Raw genomic sequence first — 13,277 nt, forward strand, 5'->3', positions numbered from 1 at the left:
TTAGAATTAGAATTAGAGTTTGCGCAGCACTGGTTTCATCACGAAAAGAAAGAGTGAGTAAAGCCCAACAATTGAGGAACAGATCAGCACAGTGAGAGGCCCTCCAACGAGAGCAATCAGGCCACTGGCAGGAAAGTCTCCCAATGGTCGTACCCCCATAATCAAAAGTGTATTCAGGCTCATTACCCGTCCTCGCATCTGTGGTGGCACGCGGGTCTGTAACAAAGTAATAGTTGTGGCTCCAACACCGTTCTGTGAGATGCCAAAGATAAAGAGGCTGAACAGTGATAAGAGAAAGCTATGGCTAACGGCAAAGATCAATAGTGAGGCCGTCCAGATGAATAAAGAACAGAGCAACAAGAGCCCCTTGGAGCGAAAATCGCCAAGTGAAGCGACGGTAAGAGCCCCGATAATTGTTCCTAAGCCAGCCGCCGAGAAGAGTAAGCCCAATTGAACGGGATTTATATGGAGAATCTGCGCTCCAAAAATGGGCAAGATGAGCGTGTTTGAGGGTCCAAAGAAGAGAAGTGCGCCATACCCCGACAGGACCCATGGCAGAGCCTCATCTCTTTTTATCGTTACTAAAGATGCCTTGATTGAAGCCAGCAGAGGCCCTCTTTTGGCCATACTCTCCTCTGCATCTGCCGGGAGACGTAGTAGATACAGGACCGCCAGTACACCAAGAAAACTCAACGCATTCAGAAAGAAATTGCCCGCATAAGGGAAGAGGCTTCCCTTCGCAAAGCCAAAGGGGCCCTCCAAAGAAGTGAACAGTTGTAGAAACACCCCGGCCAGAGCAGGTCCAACAAAGGCTGCTCCATTGAACACAATAGATTGAAGAGAGACGGCATTCATCAGATCTTCTTTTGGGACCAGTATTGGGACCAGAGAAGAGCGAGCTGGCTGGTCAAAGCTGAGCACAGTGCCAGACAGGAAGGCCAGTATAATAATCATCCAGACCTGAATCACACCCGTAATCGTGAGTACACCTAGAATTGCAGCCAGGAGCATTGACAGGGTCTGCGTAATCAAGAGAAAGCGCCGTTTGTCGCTCTGATCTGCGATGCTCCCTCCAATAAACGCAAAGATAAAGAATGAAGCGGCCTGTGCCAGCGAGACCAGACCCAGAGCAACGGGTGAATAATGGGTTATTTGTAATACCAGAAGGCTCTGGGAGACAATCTGTAGCCATGTCCCAACCGAGGAGACGATCAGACTAACCCAGAGTAAGAGAAAATTGCGATGGCGCAGGGCGCGAAACGTCTGGACTCGTGGTCGCTCAGTCTTGATCTGCGGAGTCGATGATGGTGTTATGCTCATAAATAAACTATGTTTGATCCTCTCTGTTTTTGGGTGTCATGCTTTCTATAGACGCTGCTTCTGAGCAGAATGGGGAAGCGTGTGATGTTTCCCTCTTTCAAAAGAAGATGACAGAGAATATCCTTATTTTCAGGATAGCATGATTGTGGTGGCATCGTGAAGAGACAATACAGGCCATCTATTTTGACAACATATCGTCAAATAATAGATGGCCTGTACTGTCTCTTCATCTCAGGTGTGATGAGTCAGATCAGTTGTCAGATGGCGAGCGCCTTTTGCGCTTATGATGTGATTGATCACCATCTTGCGCAGGAGCTTTTTGTGGGCTCAGTGTGATAGATGGTTGAGAATGTTCGGAACTGGTATGGTTAGTGATCGGCCCTGAGCCATTGGAATCGCTCCGTAGGGGTGCTGTGACCTGATGTTCTTGTTCATCCTCAGCCTCCTCGTCCTCGATCGCTAAGGAGCCGGGTTCGCGAGAAGCCCAGATATCCAGAGGAGTTCCTCCAGTCTCTTCACTACTGACGGGCTCGTATGGGTTTGGCAGATCTGCAGGTGGAAGATTGCCTGAGAGAATTGGTTCCTGGCGTAGAATCTGATCTCTGCGCATTGGCTGGGTCTCCTGGCTCTCGAGTGCCAGACGTGTATCGACCTCATTGAGCAAGCGCATAATTTCAGGGCGCAGGATACGGTTCTTCTCTGGAATACGCGTCCATTGCGTTAGAGCGGCAGGATAGTAGCCAGCGCGATAACAATAGAGCCCTAACATCGAACGGGCATCGAAGATCGTCATGCGTTGCCAGAGGGCCAGCTCTTCAGCGGGCGTCTCGATCACATCCTCACTGGCTTCAATCACCTCAACCAGATGATAGAGACGAATCCCAACAATCTCGATGGGATAGCCATAGTAAAGAGCGAGCCGCTGTCTCCGGCTACGTGGAGTTGCGTGTTTGCCCACAAAGTACGCTTTAGACCAGGCACCACTAAACCAGACAATCGCAGCTACCAGAATCACCAGGAAACGGCCAACATAGCGCTGCCAGGCGAAAGGAGAGAAGTTCACCGCCACTCCGATCAGAGCAAAACAGGCCCCCAGTGCCCAGGCACCATAGACCAGCCGACGACGATCCCAGCCTAACAGATCGAAATGGTGATGCAAAGGCGTTGCCAGGAAAGGAAGTGGGAATTCAGTATGCGGAATAAAATCTCGTGTCTTGGCAAAACGGAGAATCTTCAGGCGTTTGCGGAAGAAAGGAGTGAGCATACGAGCTGAGATAACGACCGAGAGACCTTCGAGCACAAAAGCGCCGCCGATCATCAGCAAGAGCCATTCATTGCGCGAGAAGATCGCCGTCAGTGCGAGAAGTCCGCCCAGACCTAAAGCGCCACAGTCTCCCATAATGATCTTCGAGCGACGTGTGGCCTTACCACGACGGGCCGACCAGGCCGATGGCCAGTTCCAGGGAAGATAGCCCAGGGCAGCACCAGCCCCTAACAGAGCCAGGACGACCAGGACCGCTCCATTGTAAGGCTGCTTATCAATCAAAGGAGAGACAACAATGCCCATCGCCAGAGCGGCGCTAAAGACCAGTCCTCCCGCCAGGCCATCCAGGCCGTCGCTAAAATCGACGGAGAGTGAGGTCAGGCTCCCAATGACACCTGTGAGAAGCATTAGAAAGACCATCCAGCCGTAATAGATAACCGGATTATGAACCAGAGTACAGTAACTTGCATTCTTATCTAGAGGAGGGTTACAGAGAATAGTATTTAAAATAGGAAGATCTTTATATAAACCATAAGCTTCTTTACCACTTGGCAACAATAAGAAATAGAGGCCAGCCGCAATCATACCGACCAGAAAGACTCCAGTGAATTTTGAACGTTCGGCCAGGCCTGCATTGCGATAGACCTTGCGCCAGTCATCGATGAATCCAATAATGGCATAGCCCAGAGTGGCACCCAGGCCAATAAGTAACAGAGTCCACTGATCAGAACTAAAATTGAGCACAAAGCCTGCGGCAATACCAGTGATCATGATAGCGATGGTAAAGGCCGGCCCTCCTACGAGGGGAAGCTCAATCTTTTTGATCTCGCGACCAGCGGTTGGCATATCTGGGCGATGATTGCCCGGCTTATGTTCACCGCTACGAAAAGTAGGAAAAAGGAATTTAGCAAGAAAGCAAAAGACATAACTGACTGCTGCACAGCCAATAAAAGTTGCTATTAACCATAAAGGGGTTAATGAAGGTAGATTTGATGTCATTGGCATTGATACTCCCCAGGCAAAATGATTGCTGAACGCCCCACTCATTGGAACGCGATAGTCACAGAGACGGTCACGTCTGAATCAGATGTCGTTAATAAAGCATATTCCCTGCTACAGGATCTTGCGTAATTGTTCACGGGCCACCCTTCGATCATCCCATGGAATTTTTTCTCTTCCCATAATAATACTTTGCTCATGGCCCTTACCGGCTAATAGTACTGTATCACCAGCCTGTGCACGAGAGAAGGCGGCGGCGATGGCCTGGGTGCGATCTGCAATGCAGAGGAAATCCTTCCCCTCCTGACTGCCTTCAGCCTGAGCCCCAACAGCAATATCATGAAGAATCTGTTCGCGATCCTCATCACGAGGATCTTCATCGGTGATGACAAAGAAATCGGAGTAGCGGGCCGCGATTCCGCCCATAACAGGACGTTTTTGAGTGTCGCGTTCACCGGCTGAGCCGAAGACAAGAATGAGCTTGCCAGTAGTCAATGGGCGAAGGGTATCGATGATCTTATGAAGACTATCTGGTGTATGAGCATAGTCAACGATAACGCTGAAGGACTGCCCTTCATCGATATGTTCCATACGTCCGGTAACGCCGGTAACAGAGGCCAGGCCGCGCTGAATATCCGCAAGAGAGACACCCTGGCTATACACTGTAGCAATGGCTGCCAGACAGTTACTGACATTAAAGCGCCCAACGAGTTGCGTCTCAATTATCCCTTCAGCATCAGGCAGAATGACGCGGAAGCGGGTCTTTGTGGCGGACATTGTGATATCAACGGCGCGAACAGCAGCTGGCGTCTCGATGCCATAATCCAGAATTGGTACCTGGCAATAGGGTTGAAGCACAGCATAACTGCTATCATCACGATTGAGAATCGCCACTGGATGGGTACCAATCCCCTTATCGCGCTGTGGATCGAGCATCTCAAACAGACGAGCTTTAGCCCGCCGGTAGGCATCGATTGACTTGTGAAAATCGAGATGTTCATGGGTAATGTTCGTGACCACGCCCACATCGAAGGCGCAGCCATGCACTTTCCCCAATTCCAGACCATGGGAGGTGCTTTCAATGACCGCATGAGTTCCACCAGATTGTACCAGGCGCTGTAAAAATGCCTGGATTTCCAGAGTCTCCATTGTGCTCTGACGCGACTGGTTTTCCCATTCCTGTCCAGTCATCTTGAAATTAGCTGTTGTCATCAGACCATTGGGCCGACCAGCTGCCTCCAGAAGTGTACTGATCAGATTGCTGGTTGTCGTCTTGCCATCAGTCCCGGTGACGCCGATGGTGCAGAGTTTTTGAGCAGGATAGCCGTAGAAAGAACAGGAGAGATTCGCAAGCGCGATGCGAACGTTTGAGACTGTAATATAAGGGAGAGGAAGTTCGCTTTGTGCAACTGATAGTTCTTCTCCAAGTGCAACGACGGCTCCCCGTTCGGCCGCATCATTGAGAAAGCGGCGTCCATCGGTATGAGTTCCCGGAACAGCTACAAAGAGGCTCCCAGCCTGTACTTTCCGCGAATCATAGGCCAGGCCAGTGATCTCCTGCTCTTGCAGCGATGCAGATGGTTGTAGCGCGAGTGGAGGCTGTTCCAGAGCAGCCAGTAGAGTCTGTAATTGCATGTGTTTATTAACCAGTTCTTTTGTATAGTATGATCGTATTGTGATCGGATTCTTAATAGTAAACGGTGCGAGTGCGATGATATGGGCGCATCTCTTTCGCATTTTGACCAATGAGCCAGAGCTTCAGGTCGATATCGGCGGCAGTCAACTGCGAACCTCTGCGCTCCATCGCTCGTCGGAGTAGCTCGCAGGCCCAGATAGTACAGGCGCGAATCTCTATCTCCTCCTCACTGCCGGCGGGAATAAGTTCCTGGGTATCTACGCGTTGTGCCAGGCTTGTATGATAGGTAAGTACACCATAATGACGTAGGACCTGTGGTAGTTTATAATCGGCAAAAATGGTCATCATGCCAAGGTCTGTAAAGCGTCCCCAGCCCTCACCATGAAAGGCAGCTGACAGATCTGCAACGCAGATCTGGGCTCGTTTAAGAAAACGAACCTGCTTGCCATGGTAGGTCGCTACATCATGAAAAGATGGGAAGTGTTGAGCCAGTAAGAGCGCCAGTGTAACCGCACTGTGTTGACTCTGCTCAATGGCATTGCTGAATTGTCCGGAAAATTGTTCCTGTAAGATGCGTCCCACCTCGTGTGTATGGGCCAGTCGTTCATCAAAGAGAGGAATTTTTTGCTCTCCGCGAAAGATCTGAGCCAGAGTTTCGGCAGACATCTGGCGAAGATACTCTGCATCCCAAAGAGGGTGCCCCTCTTCAACAGCACGTTTGAGGGCTGCGGCCTCTGCCCAATAGCCATTGAGCCTCTCACCCTGATACTCAATCGTCCAGCGTGGCTGACCTTTTTCGGCCCAGAAACAAAAATTTAAGGCATCCAGCAGCAGAAGCCAATTGACTGTGCGCTGAGTGCCATCAGTGAAATGATACTGCTCAAACCATTGTGGGCTGGCTGTGGTAGGAGCATCATGAAGCCAGCGCTCGCAGAGCTGTTCAATCTGGTCCGGGTTAATCCAGACCAGCTCACCTTGCTCGACCACTACCTGTGTGCTGGAAAGGACACCAAGAGGGTCGTGGCCGGGCAGCGTATAGAGATCATCGTCTTCATCGTGCCTGTGCAAATTATCCATAAAAATCCTTTTAGGGGGGCCCATATGCCTACAGGCTATGGGAGGAATGAAAGGCACCCGCAGGTGCACATAACTAGAGCCATCTGCACGATGCACCCGACGCAGATACTTTGGGTGCAGATCCACTTTGCCGAGACAGAAGCAAGGGCGGTGACGAATAGCAATATGCCCCTGATTATGCCTTATCTTATGCCTCTCGTAGTATCTCCACGATTCTACAGACAATCCCAGATTTCGTCAATCACTGTGAACCGCTCTGCCTTTCCCCCCCGATAATAAGAGGGCAAAGGACCTTTTCCATAGAAGGCGGCATGGCGCCTGCGTTGGCCCGCACCCTCTATTTAAGCGTTAAACAATCCTTCTGGATCGGTTCGCTGATCTACTCATATATGGTAGCTAGCCAGTCTCTCCTGTCATAAGCCAATGGCGCGTCTGTTTTATCTATAAAGGCCGTTCTAGCCCTATCTTGAATGTTTATAAAAAAACGTTCTATGCCCTCCAGGCTTCATAGAGACGAATACCATATTGTGAGAATGGCAAATAGCCATTTCGGGTCAGGAACTCTTGTTAAATGGCTGATAAACCTTTTCTTTTTTTCTCTGGCTCACTGATTCTCCGCAGCAACTACATGACGTGGTTACATGGTCACATCGTTGGTGCCTGACTGTGTGTGTGACGGCCAGCTCCGCGTCACCAGATGAACCTGGTGGCTCGGCTGTAACCTCTAGCCAGCCGTCACAGTTTCAGCTAAAGATGGTAGGTGAGCGCTGTGTTCACAAAAAAAGCACAATCCTTCTTCGTGAGAATTGTGCCTTTTTTGAAACAGCGGTTACTGAAGATAGCCATCAGGTTGACGAGCAGGCTGTGGTGGTGGCGTGACAAACTGGCTCTGGCTCTGATGGTACAGGAGGATATACATTTGATTGGCTAGCTCATCTACGATTTCAATCCCCGTACGAAAGTGGCTTGGCGCGAGCGCCTGGATCGGAAGGGATCGCACAGCAATTTTATGCAAAATGTTGCTCAAAGCTTTTGAGGCCTCTGTTACCTGAACATCCTGCCATGAGCCTTTTTTTCTGAGCTGGTCAAAGCGCCTTAGGCGCTCATTAACGAGGTGTGTATATGGGGCAAAAGGATCATCCTGGCTAGATCTTACTGCCAGATACACGGTTCTCCCATTGGCTTGCTCGGTAAAGACATTCATCACCTCAGTGAGAAATGTCGATACAAGCCCAGCAACTTGTTCATTCTCAAAAGCCCTATCCTGCGCAGCCAACGCCTCCTGTTTGATCTGTTCCGCCCATAGTAATGCCTTTTCAAAGCTATAAGCCGCCATCCATGCCAAAATACCGACAAATAAGAGCAACAGGAAATTACGGTTAATCATCGCCCAAGGATTGAAGAATGGCTGGTCTATCTCCCACTGTATCTCATCAAATGCAAAGCCATGAACCATAATATGAGCACGGGGATGCAAAAAGAAATCGAGAACCACGAAGATATCACATATAAAAGCAAAAACCAGCGCTACATTACGATGGATAATCAATGCGGCCATCAAAATAGGTACGGTAAGTAAATCATAGGTCACGATCCAAGTCATACGCAGTCCTCCTTTTGCGAGGACAATAGAAAGCATAATAATGAGACAGGTGAAAATGGTAATAATATAAGCGGCTATTTGTGGCTTGTTGCAACGATTGAAAATCAAGCAGATAACACTGGTAATCAGCAACAGAATGGCTGCCAACAGTGTCGATGGGTCACTCAAACTGTTTGAAGTTAAAGCTAAAACAAATCCACAAATTCCGACAATAACCAGACTCAGTAGTTCACTCTTACGAATATATTCACGTGTAGCAAGCTCACTCATATCGGTTGGCCGGATCGCTGCCGTCAGGTTCAGCCACCAGCCAAGCATTCCTTTGCGTTCCCACCATAATGACCCGCTTAGTGGTTTTGTATCTCGTTTTACCATCTTTATTTCTCTTTTCTGTTTTATTGACTTCATTCTCTTTTTCCTTTCCATTTCAAGTGAATGGTTCGCTTGAGAAAAGTCCTGTTTGCCTGAACGTCAAGCTTTATAAAGACGACTCAAATAGTCTGCCACGAAGATAACTCGTAAGCTGATTTGTACTCCATATCTGCCATGTATGACCCGATATTCCTCCTGGTAGACAACTATATATCCTGCCAGAATCGCTTGCCACAAATCTATAAGCTGGCTGGTATGCTGTAGCCCACAACCGCTTCGGATGCTTTTGGTACTTTTGCGGTACAGGATAGGATGATGCCTGCCATGGGGTATGCTCATCTCCCCCAAGCTCATACGGCCCCCTAGAAAGCCGAAAAAGCATCTTTATGCCAGTCAATAACGGAGAAAGTTGCTCATAGACAGGCATCTGGACGAGTGGGTGTAACAGCTCAAGCTTGTGAATCTGTCCCCACCTCCATAAGTCTGTGGACTGACCGTAGCGACGTGACAGTTCCTCGATAGCTTGTTTGAATGCCTTCTGTATCAGTTCATCCCACTCACCAGACGCAATGGATGTAAACTCCTCTAACCTTGTGAGGATTAAAGTCAGCAAAACCTCTCTCATTCGCCAGTGGCTCATCAAGCCGGGATTGATTGGAGTGTGCCCATTTCCAAGCCATCCATCCTTGCAACTCTCATCAAGCCCAAAAAGCTGATCAGCAACCAGGTGATAGAGATAATCTTCTGTCATTTTCACAATAGCTGCTGCTGAACTATTGGTACTCAACGCCCCGTTCCACCGTTTTAGTAGTTCCAGAGATTGCACAGCTTTCTGATCGAGAGCTTCCTCCTTCCCAGCTAAAGAACGGACAATGATGTCTCTCAAATCTATTGCAGCTTCGCTTGTCTGGTCGATCTGAATGTTTCGGGCATCCTCAATGGTATATTTCTTGTTCGTAATACACGCCTTGACCAAATTTTCGATACGCTCGGCACGGTAGGCTGACATGTACTCATGAGAGATGACATATGGGTAATCTGCTGGTGTCATACGGTGATTCGCAGATACCAAGTATCCTCGCTCCGGATTTCTCTCTGCTGGAAGCTTCTCTGCAGGAATAAAGCCTTGCCACGGCTCATCAGTGGAAGATAACGAGGGGAGAAAGCCCTGGAACGCCTCAGTTCTCAAGGGGATTGTTCCAATGACTTTCCAGCCATAATTTCCATCTTGTCGCTCAACTTCTGCCCAGAGCAGATTGAGCACTGGTCCACCCCAGTGTTTTGTTGCTTCTTCTATCTCCTTGCCTGATTGAGAGCACATTAAAGCCCAGATTCCAGACATGCTTCCCGCATCTAATCCCTTATGACCCGTCCAGGACAAGGCAAGGTCAAAGCCTGAGTGCTGCACTGGTAGAATAGGGCCGTGGGCAGTCCAGTTGACGTGTTCCTCCTGAGCCTTCTCCTCACCTTTGACAGAAATAGGGTAAATCTTCGGGTAAGTGGCTACCCCCACTGGCTCCAAACATAATTCAGCGGTAATCGCCCCTGATACAGTGATCGACCAGGCCAAGCTCGCGTTGCGCCCAATAATCACGCCTGGAATTCCCGGAATGGACGCGCCAATTGCGAAGATTTTCCCGTCCTGAGATCTCAGCTTATTCTCCATGAAAAGCCCAGGCAACCCTAAGGGCATGTGGGGATCTCCGGCCAATATCGGCTTGCCGCTCTCAGTATGCTGGCCTGCCACGATCCAGGCATTTGACCCGCTCCTGCGTGGCAGGAGTCCAGCCCGCCTGCGGATCTCCTGGTATTCTTCCACCAAAAAGCTCGTCTGGGCAAAGGCCGATTGAACGCCTCGCGCTGACTCCTGGTAGCTGCGATGGCCGCGTTCCCAGGTGTCTGTCTCAAGCATGGCCGCCTGCTCTAATCCCAGGCAGGCTAACGTGTTCATCCTGACCAGTTGTTCCTCCCAGTTGCCTGCTAATGACCATGAAACCAGGACCAGAACACGAACACTATCCTTCGCCGTCCATGGCTCTGGTAAACACTTCATCAGTTTAAATTCGATCCCTAAGCTTTTTTTGCGATCCTTCTTTAAAGCGTAATTGACACCATCAGCATAACTGGTAAGAATGGAATGATAGCCCTCGTCCTGCTGTATGCGCTCGTAGCAAGCATCTACAGCCTCTAGGATACCAAGCCTGCATATCCATCTATCAATACCAAGTGTGGCTGCCCCTGCCAGCTCTGACATACGAGCTGATGCCACGCGGCGCTGCTGCTCCATCGACCACATTCGATGAAGCGCCGCAAGATAGCCCTGGCCAAACGCAATGCTGCTCTCATCCTTTGCCTGGATGGTTGGTTGTCCCTGCTTGCTATGAGTGATAGTTGTGCCATTAGGTAAAAGTATAGTACGCATGCTACGCCCCTTCTACTCCTAATAGAATGATTCTCCTAAAATCGGATCATGCCAAAAGCAGGCGGAAAACACCATAGCATCTCAACATGCTATAAAGATGCGTAGTACATCCGACCATACACAAGACAGCAACTCATATACATGTTATTATATGAATATACCATGCTATTATATGAATATATCAGTACATCTATTTAAGGGGGAGATCTCATTGATGGAAGATACTATTTCGATGGGGCGACGAATACAGCAGAAGCGTATCGAGATGAATCTAACTCAAGAACAGATGGCAGAACTGTTGGATGCCGCAACCACCACGATCTCCCGTTGGGAAAGCGGGGTGGTAGTCCCATCGCCTCAATATCGAAAACGACTCTGTGAGATTTTCCGGATAGAGCATAAAGAACTGTTTGGCAATGAACTCATGCTCTCTGTTTCGAACCGGGATGAGCAGACTATTCCACCTGCAGCAGCTTTTTCCTCTCCGCAGGCTTGTCGAGGGGTCCCTCAGTGGCCCAGGCCCTCATACACCCCTTCTGCGCAGCCACTTGTTGAGCTAGAAATTTCCATCCCGACCTCAGTGGTTTCGGCCAGAGAATTCCTGCAAAGTATTCAAAAGTCGGTAAAAGTCAATGGAAAACAGGCTCAGTCAATACAGGATATCCAGATCAATGACGGCAATGGCAATGGCAATATCACCATTGCCGCTCGCCTTTACGCACCAGAACAGCTTTTGCCTCCACGCTCCGATCAGCCAGAGCAACCACCTCGACCCTATTTAATCAAAAAAACACAAGGAGAATAGCTCTCATGAAAGAAGAAAAAAGCATCTCTATCGAAAAGATGATCCATGACCTCCTCGTAGAGCATCTGTTGACACATCTTATCAATTTCCACTGTTCCCAACAATAGAAATAAGCTTCAAACGCTCCTTCTTCTGGCCTATTTTAACAAATTGGTCTACTGTAAACGTTGCTAGACATTCACCTGGTGGCATTTTTGTATTGTATGACTCTCTTTCCTCTTTGACTCACTCTGCATCTTCATAGCATCTCGACATGCTATGGGGCTGCTATGGTATGCAGGCTCTACTTCTGGCATGCTTGTATCATCCAAGAGCATTTACGCTACAACGACCTCAACTCAATGAGAGGTAAAGGCTGAGGCGATTGTGAAATGAGACTTTTCGACGGTACTCAGCCTGTAGTGTGTGGTCGAAACAAACAGAAATACAAGAATAAGTGTGTTTTCAATCACGGTGCTTTTACACATTTTCTCTTATATTGACATTTAGAGTATGTCTTAAGAGCCTGGGGACACGTTTGATGTCCCTTCCAGCTTGAAGAAACGGACGGTTTTTTGTCAAAGATGAATGAAATATACACTTGTCATGTATATGACGTCAGACAATATCTCTTCAATAATGAAGTATCGAGGTTATCTCGATCAGCATTGGCGGCTCTTAAGACATACTCTTAGATAAAACCAGGAAAAAAGGTACTCTTTGTTGCCAAAGAGTGTCTAAAGGTGTAGTGTGTCTTTCACATCACAATCAAACACACGAAAGAAATACACAACATCATGAACTGTAATACATTTGCTTACGATACATCAGCAGCTCTCCCAAACGTTTGGATGAAGTGCTAATGCGCTCTTCAATCTCTGTGATGCATTGTTGTCGGAAGATCGTGCTCGCAGCCTGCTGGAATTGTCGCAATTGTCCAGCTTTTGCCTCAAATGGCCCAGTTTGTACCGGGCTTTGAGCAATCGGCGCATTGAACATGCGGCCTTGCAGTGGTTGTGGGTGAGCGCTTTTGAATATGAGAGCCCTCGGGATGTGTGCAACATTTGATGGGGTACTTACGTTTCTACAATAGTGAACAACTTCACCAGTCATTGGCGTATCATACTCCTTCAGAGGTCTACTTTGTTCGTCCCAAGTGAGAACGCGAACTCATGGGGCAGCTTCTCTATAAGCCCAAGCAACGAAAGGAGTTTTCACCTTAGAAAGTCACTTTCTATTGTCTTGACAAAAGGGTTTGCCATGTGCGCCGTTTCGGCCCACTATCAATTCCCATACAATATGGGGGAGGAAGAGAGTAAAACATCCTCCAGGACACCAGCTTACTTCGCGAGGAAACTCAAAGAGAACAAGAGCATGCTGTGAAAGCGGAAAGAAACAGAAGGCGTGTATGTTCGCGTTCCGCAAGTCCTGAACGCATGGTGAGACTGGGATTGTCGAACCCAAGTTCCGCACGGTCATACCCACGACCCGTCACTCCACGCAAAAGGTGGCGACACCGGATACACATTTGGTATGGTGAAATGTGAAAAGACACCTGAAGCCACCAGGCTGAAGGATCACTCTCTCCGGTGAGTAGCAGTTAAGGAAATTGAGAAGGAACGAAAGGGCACCTACCCGTTCTAAACGTTGATAGAGGGTAAATACGGGATCGCCTACCAGGGGAAACCCTCACGGTGACGGAACCCCCATAGTACGACAGAAAAAGAAACAACACATTGTTTTTTTTTTGAAGGAAGGGGCAGCTCTTGAAAAAGAGCCAGAGCGCACCCTTGATACAGG

The 13,277-nt window shown here is 48.8% G+C and carries 8 protein-coding genes; 1 reads left to right on the plus strand and 7 read right to left on the minus strand.

What is annotated here, in order from left to right; all coding sequences use genetic code 11:
* Positions 1-12 precede the first annotated feature (12 nt).
* The 6 genes from EL628_RS09680 to EL628_RS09705 all read right to left on the minus strand — a co-directional run bounded on the left by EL628_RS09680 (position 13) and on the right by EL628_RS09705 (position 10,693).
* Complete coding sequence (locus tag EL628_RS09680) at positions 13-1,320, minus strand: MFS transporter (protein ID WP_126579750.1); 1,308 nt, start codon at positions 1,318-1,320, stop codon at positions 13-15.
* Between the two features lie 250 nt (positions 1,321-1,570).
* Positions 1,571-3,583 (minus strand): MraY family glycosyltransferase, encoded by a 2,013-nt coding sequence (locus EL628_RS09685; protein WP_161975385.1) that lies wholly within the window; start codon positions 3,581-3,583, stop codon positions 1,571-1,573.
* 114 nt (positions 3,584-3,697) lie between these two features.
* Positions 3,698-5,218 (minus strand): UDP-N-acetylmuramoyl-L-alanyl-D-glutamate--2,6-diaminopimelate ligase, encoded by a 1,521-nt coding sequence (locus tag EL628_RS09690; protein WP_161975386.1) that lies wholly within the window; start codon positions 5,216-5,218, stop codon positions 3,698-3,700.
* 52 nt (positions 5,219-5,270) lie between these two features.
* On the minus strand, positions 5,271-6,296 hold the full coding sequence (locus tag EL628_RS09695; protein ID WP_126581913.1) for a queuosine 5'-phosphate N-glycosylase/hydrolase: 1,026 nt from the start codon (positions 6,294-6,296) through the stop codon (positions 5,271-5,273).
* Between the two features lie 829 nt (positions 6,297-7,125).
* Positions 7,126-8,307: a hypothetical protein gene (locus EL628_RS09700; RefSeq protein WP_126579753.1), complete on the minus strand. Its 1,182-nt coding sequence runs from the start codon at positions 8,305-8,307 to the stop codon at positions 7,126-7,128.
* A gap of 70 nt (positions 8,308-8,377) precedes the next feature.
* Positions 8,378-10,693, minus strand: a complete 2,316-nt coding sequence (locus tag EL628_RS09705) for a penicillin acylase family protein (protein ID WP_126579754.1) — start codon at positions 10,691-10,693, stop codon at positions 8,378-8,380.
* Positions 10,694-10,907: 214 nt separating this feature from the next.
* Here EL628_RS09705 and EL628_RS09710 point away from each other — a divergent pair, with 214 nt between their 5' ends.
* Positions 10,908-11,498 (plus strand): helix-turn-helix transcriptional regulator, encoded by a 591-nt coding sequence (locus EL628_RS09710; RefSeq protein WP_161975387.1) that lies wholly within the window; start codon positions 10,908-10,910, stop codon positions 11,496-11,498.
* Positions 11,499-12,272: 774 nt separating this feature from the next.
* Here the strand turns inward: EL628_RS09710 and EL628_RS09715 are convergent.
* Entirely contained in the window at positions 12,273-12,590 is a 318-nt protein-coding gene (locus EL628_RS09715) for a hypothetical protein (protein WP_126579756.1), read from the minus strand.
* Positions 12,591-13,277 lie beyond the last annotated feature (687 nt).

This window comes from Tengunoibacter tsumagoiensis (genome assembly GCF_003967535.1).
Classification (GTDB): domain Bacteria; phylum Chloroflexota; class Ktedonobacteria; order Ktedonobacterales; family Ktedonobacteraceae; genus Tengunoibacter; species Tengunoibacter tsumagoiensis.

What these genes read in the sequence shown, in the direction of transcription:
- EL628_RS09680 (WP_126579750.1), bottom strand. Translation starts at nt 1,320, where the DNA reads ATGAGCATAACACCATCATCGACTCCGCAGATCAAGACTGAGCGACCA.
- EL628_RS09685 (WP_161975385.1), bottom strand. Translation starts at nt 3,583, where the DNA reads ATGACATCAAATCTACCTTCATTAACCCCTTTATGGTTAATAGCAACT.
- EL628_RS09690 (WP_161975386.1), bottom strand. Translation starts at nt 5,218, where the DNA reads ATGCAATTACAGACTCTACTGGCTGCTCTGGAACAGCCTCCACTCGCG.
- EL628_RS09695 (WP_126581913.1), bottom strand. Translation starts at nt 6,296, where the DNA reads ATGGATAATTTGCACAGGCACGATGAAGACGATGATCTCTATACGCTG.
- EL628_RS09700 (WP_126579753.1), bottom strand. Translation starts at nt 8,307, where the DNA reads ATGAAGTCAATAAAACAGAAAAGAGAAATAAAGATGGTAAAACGAGAT.
- EL628_RS09705 (WP_126579754.1), bottom strand. Translation starts at nt 10,693, where the DNA reads ATGCGTACTATACTTTTACCTAATGGCACAACTATCACTCATAGCAAG.
- EL628_RS09710 (WP_161975387.1), top strand. Translation starts at nt 10,908, where the DNA reads ATGGAAGATACTATTTCGATGGGGCGACGAATACAGCAGAAGCGTATC.
- EL628_RS09715 (WP_126579756.1), bottom strand. Translation starts at nt 12,590, where the DNA reads ATGACTGGTGAAGTTGTTCACTATTGTAGAAACGTAAGTACCCCATCA.